Source organism: Arthrobacter sp. TE12231 (genome assembly GCF_054062895.1).
Map to the genome: position 1 here is coordinate 21,452 of NZ_JBSSFS010000001.1, position 17,753 is coordinate 39,204.

Annotated in this window: 13 protein-coding genes; 3 read left to right on the plus strand and 10 right to left on the minus strand. The window is 67.0% G+C overall.

Annotated features, from left to right (window positions below):
* Nucleotides 1-75: 75 nt before the first annotated feature.
* The 5 genes from ACVWYS_RS00075 to ACVWYS_RS00095 form a co-directional block, all read right to left on the minus strand.
* Nucleotides 76-873 (minus strand): DeoR/GlpR family DNA-binding transcription regulator, encoded by a 798-nt coding sequence (locus ACVWYS_RS00075; protein WP_456508017.1) that lies wholly within the window; start codon nucleotides 871-873, stop codon nucleotides 76-78.
* Between the two features lie 9 nt (nucleotides 874-882).
* A complete protein-coding gene (locus tag ACVWYS_RS00080; protein WP_456509108.1) occupies nucleotides 883-2,973 on the minus strand; it encodes a beta-galactosidase in 2,091 nt (696 codons plus the stop codon).
* Between the two features lie 44 nt (nucleotides 2,974-3,017).
* Nucleotides 3,018-3,986 carry a carbohydrate ABC transporter permease gene (locus tag ACVWYS_RS00085; RefSeq protein WP_116767913.1) on the minus strand — a complete coding sequence of 323 codons (969 nt, stop codon included), beginning with the start codon at nucleotides 3,984-3,986 and terminating at the stop codon, nucleotides 3,018-3,020.
* Entirely contained in the window at nucleotides 3,983-4,930 is a 948-nt protein-coding gene (locus ACVWYS_RS00090) for a carbohydrate ABC transporter permease (RefSeq protein ID WP_116767912.1), read from the minus strand. Before ACVWYS_RS00090 ends, ACVWYS_RS00085 begins: the two co-directional genes overlap by 4 nt.
* A gap of 66 nt (nucleotides 4,931-4,996) precedes the next feature.
* Complete coding sequence (locus ACVWYS_RS00095; RefSeq protein WP_456508018.1) at nucleotides 4,997-6,313, minus strand: ABC transporter substrate-binding protein; 1,317 nt, start codon at nucleotides 6,311-6,313, stop codon at nucleotides 4,997-4,999.
* 268 nt (nucleotides 6,314-6,581) lie between these two features.
* Here ACVWYS_RS00095 and ACVWYS_RS00100 point away from each other — a divergent pair, with 268 nt between their 5' ends.
* Nucleotides 6,582-7,907: a hypothetical protein gene (locus ACVWYS_RS00100; protein WP_456508019.1), complete on the plus strand. Its 1,326-nt coding sequence runs from the start codon at nucleotides 6,582-6,584 to the stop codon at nucleotides 7,905-7,907.
* 498 nt (nucleotides 7,908-8,405) lie between these two features.
* Entirely contained in the window at nucleotides 8,406-11,033 is a 2,628-nt protein-coding gene (locus tag ACVWYS_RS00105) for a trehalase-like domain-containing protein (RefSeq protein ID WP_344360652.1), read from the plus strand.
* A 25-nt stretch (nucleotides 11,034-11,058) separates the two neighbouring features.
* Here ACVWYS_RS00105 and ACVWYS_RS00110 read toward each other — a convergent pair whose 3' ends face one another.
* The 5 genes from ACVWYS_RS00110 to ACVWYS_RS00130 form a co-directional block, all read right to left on the minus strand.
* Nucleotides 11,059-12,243, minus strand: a complete 1,185-nt coding sequence (locus tag ACVWYS_RS00110; protein WP_344360655.1) for a GmrSD restriction endonuclease domain-containing protein — start codon at nucleotides 12,241-12,243, stop codon at nucleotides 11,059-11,061.
* A 185-nt stretch (nucleotides 12,244-12,428) separates the two neighbouring features.
* On the minus strand, nucleotides 12,429-13,559 hold the full coding sequence (locus ACVWYS_RS00115) for an FAD-dependent oxidoreductase (protein WP_456508020.1): 1,131 nt from the start codon (nucleotides 13,557-13,559) through the stop codon (nucleotides 12,429-12,431).
* A gap of 40 nt (nucleotides 13,560-13,599) precedes the next feature.
* A complete protein-coding gene (locus ACVWYS_RS00120; RefSeq protein WP_456508021.1) occupies nucleotides 13,600-14,526 on the minus strand; it encodes an AEC family transporter in 927 nt (308 codons plus the stop codon).
* Nucleotides 14,527-14,631: 105 nt separating this feature from the next.
* Entirely contained in the window at nucleotides 14,632-15,060 is a 429-nt protein-coding gene (gene panD, locus ACVWYS_RS00125) for an aspartate 1-decarboxylase (protein ID WP_202615903.1), read from the minus strand.
* Between the two features lie 61 nt (nucleotides 15,061-15,121).
* Nucleotides 15,122-16,072, minus strand: a complete 951-nt coding sequence (locus tag ACVWYS_RS00130; protein ID WP_456508022.1) for a LysR family transcriptional regulator — start codon at nucleotides 16,070-16,072, stop codon at nucleotides 15,122-15,124.
* Nucleotides 16,073-16,245: 173 nt separating this feature from the next.
* Here ACVWYS_RS00130 and ACVWYS_RS00135 point away from each other — a divergent pair, with 173 nt between their 5' ends.
* On the plus strand, nucleotides 16,246-17,679 hold the full coding sequence (locus ACVWYS_RS00135) for an amino acid permease (RefSeq protein ID WP_202615904.1): 1,434 nt from the start codon (nucleotides 16,246-16,248) through the stop codon (nucleotides 17,677-17,679).
* The last annotated feature ends 74 nt before the right edge of the window (nucleotides 17,680-17,753 follow it).

Here is a 17,753-nt window from a genome sequence, read left to right on the forward strand (position 1 = left end):
GGGACAAGAGTCAGGTCCGGATTGTTCACGGTAGCTCCAGGCGTAGTGGTTTGGGGGTGGGCGGGGCCGTGCCGGTCAGCCGGAGGCGGCGCTCTGGGCAATCGTTGTCGGCGCCAGGTGGAGCCGGCCGACGCGCTCGCCGAGTATCCGTCGGGCCTCACTGCCCAGGAGGTCGTCGCTGATGAGTTCGTCAGCGTCTTCGAGGGCGGCGATGGTGCTGATGCCCAGGGTGCCCCATTTCGTGTGGTCGGCCAGCACCACCACCCGGCGGGCCGCGGCGACGAAGGCGCGGTCCGTTTCGGCTTCCAGCACGTTCGGAGTGGTGAACCCGGCGTCGGCATCCACGCCGTGGACGCCGAGGAACAGCACGTCCAGGTGCAGCTGTTTCAGCGAGGAGGTGGCCAGCGGCCCGACGAGGGCATCGGAGGGGGTGCGCTCGCCGCCGGTGAGGATCACGGTCGACGGGGAGGAACTTTGGTGGAAGACGTCTGCGATCCGCACCGAGTTGGTGACCACCGTGATCCGGGGCCCGGCGGACAGCAACTGCGCCAGCGCCCAGGTGGTGGTGCCGGCGCTGAGCCCCACCGCCATGCCCTCGCGCACCTGGGCGGCTGCCTCCTGCGCAATCGCCATCTTTTCGTCTTTGAGCTGGGTTACCTTCAGCTCGAAGCCCGGCTCGTGGGTGCTGGCCCCGCCCGGCAGCTTCGCCCCGCCGTGGATCTTCTCCACCGCGCCCGCCGCGTCGAGGGCCTCGATGTCCCGCCGCACGGTCATCAGGGAGACGCCGAGCATCTTGGCGAGGTCCGCGACACGGACGATCCGTTCACGCTGGACCTCCGCGAGGATGGCGGAATGGCGGGCTGCGGCTAACATGTGGAGTCCTTACGGGCGTGAGTGGTTTGACTGGATTGATTGGCTGGCGGACGTGCCGACCAGTTGGGCGGCACGTGAACGGACGACGGCGACACTTCCGGCGGCGAGGCCGAGCCCGCCGTCGAGCTCGGTGCCGGTGAGCACGTCAACGCCCTCCAGCGGGAGCCGGACGTCGTGCGCCCCGTGGTTGATGCAGAACGTCCAGTCGGTCCCGTCCTTGCTGCGCCGGGCAACTTCGACGTCGGCCGGCAGGTCTGGAACGAGCGGCTGCACCCCGGCATCGGCGCAGACGACGGTGAGCAGTTCGCCCAGGCCCTCCGGCGCGAGCGTGGTGGCGACATAGTAGGCGCGGCCGCTTCCGGCGCGGTTGCGGGTCACGGCCGGCGAACCTGCGGCCGGTCCCTCATCCACGGCAGCGAGGACCTCGGCTGTGGTGGCCCGTCCCAGTTCGTTCCAGCAGCTGCCTGCGCCGAAGCCGCTGAGCCGGACGCTTTCCCCGGCGCGCAGCGGGAAGAACTCCTCCATGTGCACGCCGAGCAGGCCGCTGAACGCGCCCGGGTAGCTGCCAAGCCTGATGTGGTCATTTTCGTCCACGATACCGGAGAAATACGTCACCACGAGGTGGCCGCCGGCGCGCACGTACGCGTCGAGGTTCGCCGCCCCGGCATCGCTGATGAGGTACTGCATCGGCGCGACGACGAGCCGGTAGCCGGAGAGGTCGTCGGTGCTTTGGCGGAAGTCGGTGGGGATGCCGGCCCGGTAGAAGGCATCATGCCAGCGCCGGGTTTCGGCGATGTTGGAGGCGTCCACGCTCGGATGCGAGTCCAGCTCCGAGGCCCAACGGGCGTCGGTGTCGTGGAGGATGGCGACGTCCACGCGGCCGGATGCTCCCGTGACCACCGAGCCGCTGACTTCGGCCAGGCTGCGCAGCGTCTGGCCCAGCTGGACCACTTCGCGCCAGATATTGGTGTCTGTGCCGGCGTGCGGCAGCAGCCCGGAATGGAACTTCTCGGCTCCGGCACGCGAGGCCCTCCACTGGAAGAAGAGCGCGCCGTCGGCGCCCCGGGCAACGTGCTGCAGGGAGTTGCGCAGCATCTCGCCGGGGGCTTTGGCGATGTTGCGGGGCTGCCAGTTGACGGCCGACGTCGAATGCTCCATGAGCAGCCACGGCTTGCCCTTGGCCCAGCCGCGGGTGAGATCCGCAGTGGCCGCCAGCTCCTGGAAGTTCCGCAGATCTTCGGCGATGAGATAGTGGTCGTTGGAGACCACATCCATCTCCTCGGACCAGCGCCAGTAGTCCACCGGCTGGTGCAGGCCCATGTTGAAGCCCATGAAGTTGGTGGTCACGGGATGGCCCGAGTGCGAGCGGATGATCGCTGCCTCGGCTTTGTAGCATTCGAACAGTTCGTCGGAGGAGTAGCGGGCGAAGTCCAGCTGCTGGGTCGGGTTGACCCAGGTCCCGGAAGTCCGCGGCGGCAGGATCTCGTCCCAGGCCGAATAGCGCTGGGACCAGAACGCGGTGCCCCACGCGGCGTTCAGCGCGTCGAGGGTGCCGTAGCGGTGTTCGAGCCAGCGCCGGAAACCGGCGGCGGCGCCGTCGGAGAAGTCCGGCTGGTTGTGGCAACCGTATTCGTTATGGACATGCCACATGACCACGGCGGGATGGTCCTTGTAGCGGAAGGCGATCTGCTCGGTCAGCGCCGCGGCGGCCCGGCGGTATTCGGGGCTTGAGGCGGCGAAGGCCTGCCGGGAACCGTAACTGTGCCGCACGCCGTCGGCCGTTACCGGCAGCGACTGGGGGTACTTGTGGCTGAACCAGGGCGGCGGGGACGCCGTGGCGTTCGCCAGGTCCACGCGGATCCCGTTGGCGTGCAGCAGGTCCAGGACCCGGTCCAGCCAGCCGAACTCGTAGACGCCCTCGGACGGTTCCAAGAGGGACCAGCTGAAAATGCCGACGCTGACCAGGTTGACGCCGGCCTCTCGCATCAGCCGGACGTCCTCGTCCCAGGTCTCCTCGGGCCACTGCTCCGGGTTGTAGTCGCCGCCGAAGGCCAGCATCGGGGAACCCTCGGAGCCGAGGCGGGCGGTGATGTAGTCCATGGCTGAGTTATTGGGGGTGGTGTCGTTGACGGTGTTGTCCACTTTTATCCTTTGCTGGAGCCGAGGGTCAGGCCCGCCACGAAATGGCGCTGCAGGAGCAGATAGATGACCAGGGCCGGAACCGCCGTGATCATGGCGCCGGCGGCGATCAGGTTGTAGTTGGAAAGGAACTGGCCTTGAAGGTTGTTGATCGCGGTGGTGACCGGAAGGCGGTCGCCGCTTTGGATGAACAGCAGGGGCCAGAAGAAGTCGTTGTAAATGAAGATCACTTCGAGGGTGCCCATGGCGGCCAGGGCCGGCCGGCACAGCGGCAGGATGATGTCCCAGTACTGGCGCCAGACGCCGGCACCGTCGACAAGGGCCGCCTCGGTGAGTTCGGGGGAGAGGGCCTTCATGTAGTTCGAGAGCACGAAGGTCACGAAGCCGATCTGGAAGGCGGTGTCCACGGCGATCACGCTGATGTAGGTGTTGAGCAGGTTTCCGGAGTCGCTGATGGCGTACGGCAGCTCGAAGTGCTTGAACATTTCAAAGAGCGGGGCCGCGAGCACCTGCGGGGGCAGCAGGTTTCCGGCGGTGAACATGATCAGCAGGGTGATGTTGAACTTCCAGCTCACGCGGCTGACGGCGAACGCCATCATGGAGGCGAAGAACAGGATCAGGAACACGGACGGGACGGTAATGAGCACCGAGTTCCAGAATAGCTGGCTAAAGCCGCCCTGGGTCCAGGCCTGGGTGAAGTTATCGAAGTTGAAGGCGCCGCCGGTGCTGAAGTAGCCGTATTTGTCCGTGTCCGCCTTGGGGCGCAGAGCCGTGAAGATGGCCCAGCCCAGGGGCACCAGCCAGATCGCGGCCATGACGATGAGGAAGACGTGCGTGCCGTAGTGCCGTTTGCCCTGTTTGTTGTTGGCCGGGCGGCCGGGCCGGGGGCCGGTGCTGCCAGCGCCGGAGCTGCGGGGCCCGGCGTCGGCCGGGGTGCCTGCCGCAGCGGCATCGGTTGGATGGGCGATGCTCATGCCTCTTTGTCCTTTCCGAACGCGCGGGACAGGTAGAAGGTGATGGGGATCAGGGAGATGACGAGCAGGATGACTGCCAGCGCGGAGCCGATGCCGATCACCTGTCCCTCGCCCACCAGGTTCTGGATGACGAGGGCACTGATGAGTTCCAGGCCGTTGGTGCCGCGGTTGATCACGTAGACGATGTCGAAGGCCCGGAGGGATTCGATGACGGTGATGACGATGATGATGACGTTGACCGGGCGCATGGCCGGGAAGATCACCTGGAAGAAGGTCTGGACCGAGTTGGCGCCGTCAATCTGGGCCGCTTCGCGCAGGGTGGGGTCCACTCCCTTGAGCCCGGCCAAGTACAGGATCATGACGTAGCCGGCGTGCCGCCACGTGGCGGCGAAGAGGGCCGCCCAGATGTTGACGCTGGAATCCCCGAACCAGTCGACGGCCTGGGGCGTGCCTGCCGTGCCGAGGACGAAGTTCAAGAGGCCGCTGTCACGGTTGTAGAACAGCTGCCAGATAATCCCGATCAGGGCCAGGGACAGCATCACCGGGGCGAAGAAGATGCTCTGGTAGATCCTGGTGCCGCGGATGTTCTGGTCCAGCAGCACGGCCAGCAGCAGCCCCAGCGGTGTGGCGACGAAGGCCAGGAACGCCAGCCACAGCACGTTGTGCTGCATGGCGGGCCAAAACGGCGGGTAGTCCTGGGCGATGAACTGGTAGTTTTCGGCCCCGGCGGGTTTGATGTCGGTCAGCTCCAGCCCGTTCCAGCGGGTGAAAGACAGCCCGACCGACATGAGGGTGGGGATCCAGACCAGGACGAGCTGGATGAGCGTGGGGATGCCCACCATCAGGCCGAGCACCAGTTTGTCGCGGCGGGACAGCCGCCGAACCCGCCGCGCGGGGGCAACTGCTTTGCGCCCCCGCGCCGACGGATTGGTAGAGACACTCATGGAGATTCCTTGCTTTGATAACTGCTGGGGAAAAGGCGCGCAGGAAATGCGTGTCGGGACACGCCGCTACTGGGCGGCGTACAGGGACTTGGCCTGGGCTTCCAGGTTCTTGACGTCGACCGTGCCGTCCTTGATGAAGGTCTGCAGGGCCGGGATCATCACGTTGTTGGCCATGGCGGGCAGGGCATCACGGTCGAAGAACTGGCTGATGTTCTTGGCGCCGCTGATGGCATCGGCCAGTTTCTTGTTGAGCGGCGTGAACTTCGAGGTGTCCGCGCCCTTGGCGGTGGCAATGTTGGACGAGTCCACCGAGGCGTACACATCCTGGCCTTCCGGGGTGCCTACGTAGGCCAGGAAGTCCTTGGCGGCCTGGTTCTGGCCGCCCTTCTTGGAGAGGAGGAGTCCGTCGATGGGCGCCTCGATGGAATCCCGGCCCTCCACCGCGATCTCGGGGAACGGGAAGAAGTCGATGTCGTCGGCGATTGCCTTGTCCGTGTACTGCTGGGTGAGGAAGGACCCGAGGAGGTACATGCCCGACTTCTTGTCCGCGAGGGACTTCGCGGAGTCCTGCCACGTCATGCCGAGGGAGTTCGGGTTCTGGAACGGCAGCAGGGCCTTCCATGTGTCGAAGACGTCGCTGACTTTCTTCTGGTCCCAGCTTTCCTTGTGAGCGGTCAGGTCCATGTGGAACTGGTAGCCGTTCAGGCGCATGTTCAGGTAGTCGAATGTGCCCATGGCGGGCCAGCCGTCCTTGTCCGCAAACTCGATTGGGATCAGGCCGTCGGCCTTCATCTTGGTGGCCAGAGTCTTCAGTTCGTCGAACGTCGTGGGGACGGTGTAGCCCTTTTCCGTCCACAGGCTCTTGCGGTAGAAGAAGCCCCAGGGGTAGTTGTAGTTCGGGATCAGGTACATCTTGCCGTCGGCGCCGGTCGACGCCTTCTTCAGGGCATCCGAGAAGTTTCCACCGACCTTCTCCCAGACGTCATCGATCGGGGCGAGCAGTCCCTTGCCGGCGTAGTACTGCATGCGGTAGCCGGCGAACCAGGTGAAAGCATCGTCCGGGCTGCCCTGGAGGTAGGTGTTGATCTTGTTCTGGAAGTCGTTGTGCGCCACAACATTGGTGGTGATCTTGATGCCGGATTTCTTCTCGAAAGCGTCCGTCACGGCCTTGTAGGCTGCCTTGGGGACCTCATCCGAGGAACCCGAACCGAACGTGGCGGTGTTGGCGCCGCTACTGGCAGGAGCGCTGCCGCCCGTGCAGGCCGTGAGCAGGGGAATGCCTGCCATGGCCACTGCTCCGGCACCGAAGGTCTTCAGCAGCGTCCGCCGGTCCCACCCGCCTTGGCTGGAAGCCCGGAGCAGTGCGTCCTCATGCATGGTCATAATTTCTCCTTTGAAATAACGCGGGTGACGTGAAGCAGCTCACATAATTAGATATCATAATCGCACAATAAGGAACGTCAAGTGGCAAAAAAGAACATTTCGGTTCAGTCGGCCGCGGCCAGGGCCGTAACCGCCGCGGCTGGCGGTCCGCTCCGTTGACTTAGTGCTGGCGCGCTCTTAGCGTTAAGCCCCTCAGGGTGCCGATGCGGTCCGCCGACGGCGGTGGCACTCTGATCCGCGGATACATGGCGAAAACCTAGGTGCACCCATGAAGATCAAGCCCACGGCCGCCGCCACCCTGGTCATCCTGCTGTTCCTGGCTGGACTGCTCGGCGATGCATCCGCGCCGGCGTCGGCCGCTGGGGTCACGTACTACGTGAGCGCGGACGGCAGCGACACGAGCAACGGAACATCACCCGCATCCGCCTGGCAGACCCTCGACAAGGTCAACGTCGCCGCGCTGCAGCCTGGAGATTCCGTCAGCTTCCGGCGCGGAGACGTCTTCTCCGGAGGCCTTGTGGTCAGCCGGAGCGGCACAGGGCGGCTCCGGATCACCCTGAACGCCTTCGGCGACGGGGAGCCGCCCGTCATCACGGGGGGACTGACGGGCACCTGCGTCCGGCTGGACGGCAGTTTCATTGCCGTGGACGGCCTGCGGGCGGACTCGTGCGGATACGCGGGATTCAGCGTCTATGGCGACCACAGTTCCGTGCGGAACTCCGCCGCGGCAAACAACGCCGCCGGAATCAAGGTGAGCGACGGCTCCGACTTCGGCAGCTACACCAACAACACACTTACCGATAACAACATCATGAACGTCAATACGCCGGGGACAGGCTGTGGCACCGCGACGGCGCTGAACTGCAGCGACGACTCTGGCGCCTTCGGCTTCCTCATCAACGGCAGCGATAACGAGTTCTCCGGCAACACCGTCTCCGGGTCCACCGCGTTGTCCTACGACTTTGGCCATGATGGCAGCGCATTTGAGATATTCAACGGCAACCGGAACAGAATCCACCACAATGTGGCGGTGGACAATAACGTCTTCTCCGAAATTGGGCGGGGAGGGGACGGAACCGCGGACAACAACACGTACAGCTACAACCTCATCAGGTCCACCTGCGTCCCCGATTGCGGCCAGGCCATGGGGCTGATTGCGCGCGGCACGACGTCGTCCTTCGGCCCGACCAACGGCACCACGTTCGAACACAACACCGTGTGGCTGGACGGTCCGGATTCCCAGGCCGTGGTCTGCCACGCCTCGTGCCCCACCTCCACCGTCATCCGGGCCAATATCCTCGTGGCGGTCCGCAACTCGCTGTGGATGGATAATTCGGGATGGACCGAGGAGCAGAACGTCCTCAACGGCCCCACCAACATCGTCCCAAGCGCGACATCCACCACCGATCCTGCCGGCTTTGTGAATCCCCCCGCCGATCTCCACCTCACCGGAGCGAGCCCGGCGATCGACCGCGCGGGCGAGAGTCCGTTTCCCATGGACCTGGACGGGCGGCCGACCACCCAAAGTGCCGGCTGCCAGGGCGGCGGAGCGGCCGACGCCGGAGCGTACGAGTACAAGCCGGCCAACTGCTGAGCGCCTGCGCAACCGGGGCGGGTTCTCCGACGGCGGCGTCAGGGTGACCCTGCCAAAGGTCCGCTCGCGGGCCCTGTCCATCGGCCAGCCGTGCCAAAGGACATGTCCATTGGCACGTTTTGCGCCGAGGGGGACATACCCGGCCGCTCATTCCGCCGTGGGGCATGTCCATTCGTGGGCAGGTTTGTTGAAGGACATGCTCATTGTTGGACGCGATCAGCGGGCGTAATGGCATTCTGTCCACTGATCGTGACAGCGGCGGGGCATGTCCGTCCGCTGGCCGCGCAGCGCGCGTGCGATCTGCAGTGTGCGCCGCTGGCTGCGGCGGGTGTTGCACGCCCTGTGCCCGTGGCCCGGGCGTGTTCCGGCTCTTGCAGACGTTACACACTTGCAACAGCCGGGACACCGCGGCGAAATCGGCCCGGGATGATACTTGGAATATGCCCCCCCGGGGGCAATCTCATGCAGGCATTGGGGACTACTAGAAGGACCGCGCCGATGCCCACTCCGCTGAACCAGTCGCTCGCTGACTCCGCCCTACTGACCAAATCACTCCCGCTGGGCCTGCTCCGGGCCTTTGTGCAGACTGACGCCGCCGACGACGGGCTGACCCCGCAATTACTGGCCGAGCTCAAGATCCTGGCCCGCACTCCCGGGTTGCTCGTGGCATGCAACTACGGCGGAACGCTCTGTACCGCGGAGGGCATCTCGACCGAGACCCTGCCGCTGGGCAGCGCAGCTATTGCGCTGCGGGCGCTGGCCGCCCTCCCGAATACCCATGCCGCCGTCGTCTCGGGGCGCTCCCTGCGCGATCTGGCCGCCGTCTCACGCCTGCCCGCAGAGGTGCATCTGGTGGGCTCGCACGGTGCCGAGTTCGACATGGGCTATGCCCACAGCCTCTCGCTGGCCACCGAGTCCGTGCTCCAGCAGACCCACCAGGCGCTCGCCGAAACGGTCGGGGCCTACCGGGGCATCACCATTGAACGCAAGCCGGTCGCCGTCTCCGTCCACACCCGGTCCGCGGCGCCGGACATCGTTGCCCTGGCTACCCGGCAGGCGTCGGACATTGCCCAGGCGCACGGGCTGCACTTCATCGTGGACGGCTCGGTGCTGGACCTTTCCGTCGTCGAACCGTCCAAGGCCACCGCCTTGGAGCACCTGCGCTCCGTGCTCGGTGTCAGTGCCGCACTCTACGCCGGCGACGCCTCCAGCGACGAGCTGGCCATGGCGACGCTGCGCGGGCCGGACATGGCGCTGCGCGTGGGGGAGGGGCCAACCGTGGCGGCCCACCGGCTCCGGGACCCGGAGTCGTTCGCCCGCGTCCTGGCGATACTGTTCGAGCTGCGGCGGGCGTGGCTTTTCGGCGAGGACGCCGTTGGCCTGGAACGGCATTCGATGATCGGCAACGGATCCTCCACCGCGCTGATCACGCCGGACGCGAAAATCTGCTGGATGAGCCACCCGCTGCCGGACTCAGGGTCGCTGTTCGCCCACCTCCTCGGCGGGGATGCGGCCGGACACTTCTCCGTGGAACCGGTGAAGTCCTCGCAGGTCCTGGGCCAGCGCTACGTGGACAGCACCATGATCGTCGAAACCCGCTGGGCCGACGTCACCGTGACGGACTACCTGGAACCGGCGCCGGCGGGCATCACCAGCCTGGTCCGGGTGCTTTCGGGCACCGGCACGGCCCGGATCGTGTTCGCCCCGCGGCCGGACTACGCGAATGCGCCGTTCAGCATGGAGGCGCGCGGGACGGAGCTGCACGTGGTGGGAACTGCGGATCCGATCATCCTGCGGGCGCCCGGCGTGAGCTTTTCCATCACGTCGGATGGCCGGCACGCCACCGCCACGGGCGACGTCGACCTGCGGGACGGCCCTGTGGTCCTCAACCTGCGCTGCGGCGATACCGAACCGCAGCCTGCGGTGGTCGAAGACGAGACGGAGCGGCGCTCCGCCGTCGCGCATCATTCCCGGCGCTGGGTCCATGAGCTGCAGATGCCGGGCGTGAAGCCGTCGCTGGTCCGCCGGTCCGCGCTGGTGCTGCGCGCCCTGGTTCACGAGCCCACCGGCGCGGTGCTGGCCGCGCCCACCACCTCGCTGCCGGAGGGAATCGGCGGAACCCGGAACTGGGACTACCGGTACTGCTGGCTGCGGGACGGGTCCATGACCGTCAACGCCCTCGTGGACCTCGGCTCCACGGCCGAGGCCGAGGGCTTCCTGGCCTGGCTGGGCCGGATCCTGGACCACGCCCCGGGCCCGGAATGGCTCCATCCGCTGTACTCGGTGACGGGGGCGCCGCTGTCCACCGAGGCCATCATCGAGAGCCTGCCAGGCTACGCGGGATCACGCCCGGTCCGGATCGGCAATGCGGCCGACCACCAGGTGCAGCTGGACGTGTTTGGCCCGATTGCCGAGCTGATCGACGCCCTCAGCGCCCGGCAGGGTGTGCTCTCCGACGACCACTGGGAGCTGATGGTTCAGATGGCCGCGGCCGTGCTGGCCCGCTGGCATGAAGCGGACCACGGCATCTGGGAGGCCAGGCGGGCGCCCCGGCACCATGTGTACACGAAGGTGATGTGCTGGGTGGCACTGGACCGGGCACTGCGCACGGCCGCCCGGCACGGCCGGGAACCGCTGCCGGCCTGGGAGTCCACGGCGGCGACCATCCGCGAGGAGGTCCTCCGCGAAGGCTGGGACGAGTCGGCGTCCTCCTACACCGTGGCGTACGACAGTCCCGACTTGGACGCAGCCGTGCTGCACATCGGGCTCTCCGGCCTGCTGGACGTCAACGACCCCCGCTTCCTGGCCACGGTCACGGCGGTGGAGCGGGAACTGCGGGTGGGTCCCACCGTGTTCCGCTACAGGTACGACGACGGCCTGCCGGGCCTGGAGGGCGGCTTCCACATCTGCACGACGTGGCTGATCGAGGCCTATATCGCCGTGGGCCGGATCGAGGAGGCCTGGGACCTCTTCGACCAGCTGGTCAACCTCTTCGGGCCCACGGGGCTGCTGCCGGAGGAGTACGATCCCGGCACGGAAACCCACCTGGGCAACCATCCCCAGGCGTACTCGCACCTGGGCTTCATCCGCTGCGCCCGGCTCCTGGATGAACACCAGAAGAACTGATCAGCAGCCCAGGTCCTGACCGGAGTTACTCGCAGCCGACGCCGTCACCGTCGCGGTCCAGCTTGCTGCTGTACCCCGGCTGGCCGACGTGGATGGGTGCCGCACCGGCGGCGCGGACCGCGGTGCAGTTCGCGTAGTACACGCCGGCCGCCGGTGCTGGCGCGGGCGCGGGTGCTGGTGCGGGGGCCATCTGGACCTGCGCCGGGACCGGCTGAGGCGCCGGCTGCTGTGCCGGCTGCTGTGCTGGGGCCGGGGCGGCCTGCGCGGGAGCGGTGGCCGGCTGGTTGGTGGGCGCTAGGGCATTCGGGCAGTCGGACAGGACCCGCGCCATGGCATCGTGCTCGGCCTGAGTCACCCAGAGGCCGTAGCTGGACTTCACCGAAATTTGGCGGGCGACGTAATCGCAGCGGTAGGACTTGTTCGGCGGGAGCCAAGTGGCGGCGTCGCCGTCGCTCTTGCTTTGGTTGGCGGGGCCGTCCACCGCCAGCAGGTTCAGGGGATCATTGGCGAAGGAGAGCCGCTGCCCGGGGCTGAGTTGCTGCGCGCCCTTCTGCCAGGCGTCGCTGAGGGCCACGACGTGGTCGATCTGGACCGCGGTGCTGGTGGCGTTGCCGCGCAGGAAGTTGATGGCGGCGGCCGTGTAGGGGTCGTTCAGGACGCCTGAGAGGACCACGCAGTCCCGCGTTCCGGGCTTGAGCGCGACGGATTTGAGGTCGCGGCGGAGCACATCATTGCGGGTATCGCAGCCGTTGTGGTCGACGTCGGACCACGCCGGGCCGAACTGGTCACGGGAATAGCCCGTTTTCGGCGCACGGCCCTTGACGGGGAGCGTCGCCAGCACCGCGAGGGCCTTGCTGGCGAATGCGGGCTGCTGGTGCGGGGCGTCGACGCCGGGGGCATCGACTCCGGGGGGCGTGTCGGGATCCAGCGGTGTGCTGTCCGCGCCGGCCGTCGCGGTGGCGGAGGCCGCCGCGGTGCCGGGGCCGACGACGCCGGTCCCGGCCGCCGGGGTTAGTGTCCCGGGGCCGGCGCACGCCGACGTCGCCACGAGCAGCAGGCCCGCCACGCCGCGGGCAATCCAGTCGACAGCGCCGATCTTCCGCCCGCCTGTGGCCTGTGCCCGGCGGTCAGTTGCGGGACCGCTGCTGGCCGGGACGCTGAGTGTTCGGGTGCTGCCTGGTGTGACGCTGCCTGATTGGACGCTGTGCAATTCTTCCCCACTTCATGCTGTTGCCCCGGGTATCCGCGGGGCTGTTCAAGACCGGTCCCAGCCTACCGGCGCACAGGGCAACGCGGGGTCACATCGCGCCCATGCTGGGGCCCGGGATGGGCGCGAAGGATCCCCGCGTTGCTTCGTGCAGGGCCGGACAGAACGTCGATTCGCCCCCGCGGGAGTCAGCGCACCCGTGCCCGGGATGCCGAGAAGATGGCCGGCGCGCCGCCGTCGCCGGTGGCGAGGTCGGCCAGGATCCGGCCGACGGCCGTAGTGAACTTGAACCCGTGGCCGGAGAAGCCCGCGCCAATGACCACCGGGCCGATCCTGTCCAGGACAAAGTTCTCATCCACAGTGGTCGTGTAGGTGCAGCTGACGTCGGTGAGGGCGTCGGCGTCGACCCCGGGCAGCCACTCCCGGGCGTACCGTTGCAGGGCCGCCCGCTGTTCGGGCTCCGCCGTGAAGGACCGGTTGTCCGGGTCCACCACGGGGCCCGCCCCGTGCCAGCCGGCCTTGATGCCCTCGCCCGGCGTGTGCATGCCGTAAACCGGCGAACGCCAGTACCGGTAGGCATCCCCGTGGCCAGGCATGTGGTTGAACCCCGGCCACTGGGCGCCGGGGTCCGTGATGACGAAATGCGCGGGCTGCTCCTGGGTGACGGTCAGCCGGGGCACGGGGGCCACACCGGCGAGCAGCTTGGTGGTCCAGCCGCCGGCGGTGACCACGGCCTGCCGCGCGGAAAGCACCCCCGTTACGCCGCCGGACTCGAACGTGAGCCGGACGCCGTCGTCGAGCACTTTCAGCTCCAGGACCTTCACGTGATGGCGGATCTCGGCGCCGTGGCCGGCGGCGAGGCGCTGCATCGCCGGCAATGCGGCGTCCGGGTTCAGCTGGCCGCCGTCCGCCATGTGCAGGACACGCTGGTCGAACCGGATGCCCCGCCAGCGCTCTGCGGCTTCCTCGACGGCGAGGAACTCCGCGCGGAGCCCGGCGGCGAGCAGGGCGCTCCGGATCTCGGGCAGCCGCGGATCGGTGCCGTGGTTCACGACGCCGGTCCGGGCCAGCAGACGCTCGCCGCTGTCCGCTTCGAGCTCGTTCCACAGCCGCACGGACTCGGCCAGCATGGCGACGTAGTCCGGATCCGCGTAGCCGGGGTTGAAGTTCCGGGTGGTGCCGTGGGAGGCGCCGTTGCGGTGGCCGGGCCCGAACTGCTCCAGCAAGGTCACGTCCCGGCCGCGCCGGGCCAGCGCCCAGGCGGTGGCGGAGCCCATCGCGCCGCCGCCGATGACGACCGTGTCCAGGGTTGTATTCAAGGGTCCTCCTCGGGGATTGGTGCCGGGCCGCCAAAGCGGGTCAGGCCAGCAGCAGGGCCACGCCGATCATGGCCGGCACAGCTACTACGGTAGTGATCAGCACCGTGTCTTTGGCTACTGTGACGCCGGTGCGGTACCGGCTGGCCGCGACAAACACGTTTTGTGCCGTGGGCAGGGCTGCCGTGACGACGGCGGCGAACAATGCCTGCTCCTGCATGCCGAGGGCAAAGCGGGCAAACAGGTAGGCCACCAGGGGGTGGACAACGAGCTTGAAGAAGCTCGCCAGCAGGGTGTCCAGCCGGCGCCCGGTGGCCGGATGCAGGGGCCGGGATCCGTTCAGGCTCATGCCGAACGCGATCAGCATGGCAGGGATGGCGGCCCCGCCGATCAGGTGGATGGGCTCCATGACCAGTGCCGGCACCTGCCAGCCGGTCCCGGCCACCACGAGGCCCAGCGCGGACCCCACGATCATCGGGTTCCGCAGGATCATGAGCAGGAATGTCAGCGGCGTGGTTCGGTGCGAGCTGGTGGTGGCATCCAGCGCCATGAGGAACATGGGAGTGAAAAAGGCCAGCTGGAAGATGAGCAGGGGCGCCACGTAGCTCGCGTCTCCGAGCACGAAGACGGCGATGGGAATGCCGAGGTTGGCGGAGTTGGCAAGGGACGCGCTCATGGAGGAGATGAGGGCTTCCGGGGCCGGGCGTTTGAGCGCGAAGCGCACAATGCCAAAGAACAGCACCGCCGTCGTCAGGGCTCCAACGGCAGTCACGAGCAGCGGCGCGGCAAAGACGTCATGCAGTTTCGCCTTGCTGAGCGTCTCGAAGAGCAGAGCTGGGCTCGCGACAAAGAAGGTCAGGGCGCTGAGGACGGAGCGGGCGTTCTCGCCCAGGATGTTGCGCCGGCCCACGAACATGCCGACCAGGATGATGGACCAGACGACGAAGAAGCCTGCCAGAACCCCTAGCACGCGGCCCTCCGCGGCGGGGCGGAAGGGCGGCGGGCGAAGGTCACCGTTCCAGAGTAATCAGCTTTATTCTGCGGACCGCCCTATTACGCCCGGAGGGGGCGATTCTTAGTTCAGCGCTGCGTTGTTCAGCGAGTGCGGCGGGCGCAGGAGGCCCGGCGTCATGCCCTCCGCGGGGTCGTTGCCGATCTGGACAATCTTGTTGTCCTGATCCACGTGGACCACCTTGGGGTTGTACGCCTTTGCCTCGTCCGTGGTCATCTGCGCGTAAGTGATGAGGATGACGATGTCGTTCTCGTGCATCAGGTGGGCGGCGGCGCCGTTGATGCCGATCACTCCAGACCCGCGTTCGCCGGCAATCGTGTAGGTCTCGAGCCGGGCGCCGTTGGTGACGTCGACGATCGCCACGAGCTCGCCGGGGAGGATGTCGGCGGCCTCCAGCAGATCCAGGTCCACGGTGACGGAACCGACATAGTGAAGGTCCGCGTGCGTGACCGTCGCGCGGTGGATCTTGGATTTGAACATTGTGCGATTCATAACGTCACCAGTCTAACGCGGGGCCGACGCCGGCGCTGTGGCCCACTGCACACCCCTCCGGTCAGCCGGGCCGGTCCGCGGGGGCCGGGTCCAGCGTGCCGGCGGCCGCCGCCGGAACGATGGATGCCGCCGTCGCCGCCAGGATTTCCCGGGCGGCGAGCAGGGCCGGCCGTTTGGCGCTGGAGCGCCGCACCGAGGTGAACACCGTGCGGTGCGGATTCCCGGGCAGGTCCAGGAGCTGCGCGCTGGTGCCGCGGCCGGTCCACACGAGGTCCGGCATCAGGGCCACCGCATTTCCGGATTCGATCAGCCGGATCTGGGCCTGCAGGTCGGCGGTTTCGAAGCGGACATCGGGCTCAAATCCGGCGCTCCGGCACGCCTGCTCGGCCCAGTGCCGGGAGGCCGCCCCGCGGGGTTCCATCACCCAGGGCAGCCCCGCGGTATCCGCCAGCGTCCTGATGGCGGTGCGCCCCGGCGAGGAGGGCGGAACGGCCAGCCGGATGGCGTCCCTGGTCAGGGCCACGCGGTCCAGTTCGGCGTAGTGCGGGGCGGCGTGGCCCGGATACTGTTCGGCGATCACGAGGTCGAAGTCGCGAGCCCACGTCTCGTGGAGGGCCGTCTCCGGTTCCCGCTGGGTCATCTCTACCCTGACCTCCGGGTAGCTGGAGGTCATCCGGGTCAGGGTGCCCGGCATGAGGGCCAGTGCGGCGGACTGGAACACGGCGATCCGCACGGTGCCGGTGACTGTGGTCAGGGACGCTGCCAGGTCCGCCTCGGCCTGCTCCAGGGTCTCCAGAAGCTGGGACGTATGGGCTACGAGGACTTCGGCCTGGGGGGTTAGCTGCACCCGGCGGCCGGTTTTCCGGAGGAGTTCCACCCCGGCCTCCTTCTCAAGGAGTGCCAGTTGCTGGGAAACTGACGATGGGCTGTACTGGAGCGCTTCGGCCACTTCGGCCAGTGTGCCCCGGATCTTCAGTTCGCGCAGCAGTCGCAAACGCCGGACGTCGAGCATCGGTAATCCTTTGGTAATTCTAATGGTTATTACTTAAGAGAATTCACTTTATCTAATGCAATCGGGCTTGCATACTGTTGTCGCTCGGTTACCCCCATCACAGGGTGGATTGATGGGCATCACACCTAAATTAGGAGGCCCTGGTGGCTACACAAGATTTGGCGCGGTCGATCATGCGGCGCAAGCCCATCGACGACATTGAAGAAGAAAACAAGCACAGCGGATTGCACAGGAGCCTGGGGCTCTGGCAGCTGACGGCCATCGGCGTCGGCGGCATTATCGGCGTCGGCATCTTCTCGCTGGCGGGCCTTGTGGCGCATGGCAGTGCGAGCGAGCCCGGCGTCGGCCCGGCGGTGCTCGTCTCGTTCCTGATCGCGGGACTGGCATCCGCTGCCGCGGCACTGTCCTACGCCGAATTCGCCGGCATGATCCCGCGGGCCGGCTCGGCATATACCTACGGCTACGTTGCCCTCGGCGAGGTAATCGGCTGGTTCATCGGGTGGGACCTGCTGCTGGAGTACATCGCGATCGTGGCCGTGGTGGCCATCGGCATCTCGGGCTACTTCGATGCCTTCCTGTCCGGCATCGGCATCCATATGCCCGCCTGGATGACAGCGACGCCGGATGAGGGAACGGGCGGCATTATCAACCTTCCCGCCATCCTCGTCTGCCTGCTGGTGACCTGGATCCTCTCCCGCGGCACGAAGACCTTTGGGCGCTTCGAGCTGATAGCCGTAGCCATCAAGGTGGTACTGATCCTGTTCATCATCGGCCTGGGCATCTTCTACATCAACACCAAAAACTACGACCCCTTCATGCCCAGCGGTTTCGGGCCCGTGGTGGCTGGCTCCGCGACCGTGTTCTTCGCCGTGTTCGGCTACGACGCCATGAGCACCGCGGCGGAGGAGGCGACGGACGGCAAGAAGCACATGCCGAAGGCGATCATCTACTCGCTGATCATCGCCATGCTGCTCTACGTCGCCGCCACCCTGGTGCTCACCGGAATGCAGCACTACACGGAGATCGACCCCAAGGCCGGCTTCGCCTCCGCCTTCAACAGCGTCGGACTGCCGGTGATCGCAACGATCATCTCCGTGTTCGCGGTCCTGTCCATCCTGACCGTAATGCTGACCTTCCTACTCGGCGTCACCCGCGTCTGGTTCTCGATGAGCCGCGACGGCCTCCTGCCGGGCTGGTTCGCCAAGACGGACCGGCACGGCACGCCGCAGCGGGTGACCTGGATCGCCGGCGCCGCCTCCGCCATCCTGGCCGGCATCCTCCCGATCAAGGCCGTGGCGGACTTGACCAACATCGGTATTCTGGCCGCGTTCGTCGTCGTCTGCACATCGGTGATCGTGTTCCGCTACAGGAAGCCTGAGGCCCCGCGGACCTTCCGCCTGCCGCTGATGCCCGTCGTTCCCGCGTTCGGCGTGTTCGCCTCGCTGTTCCTGATGTTCCAGCTGCACTGGGAGACCTGGCTGCGGTTCGGCGTCTGGCTCGTGGTCGGCCTGATCATCTACTTCACGTACGGCCGCAAGAACTCGCTAATGAACCCGGACAGCCCGCGGCACGAAGAAATCGTGGAGATGCACCGCCCTCTGGCATAAGTACCCCACCTCCCCGTTGCGCTATCACTTATGGCTCCCATCCACAGGTCTTGGGGACCACAAGTGATAGCGCA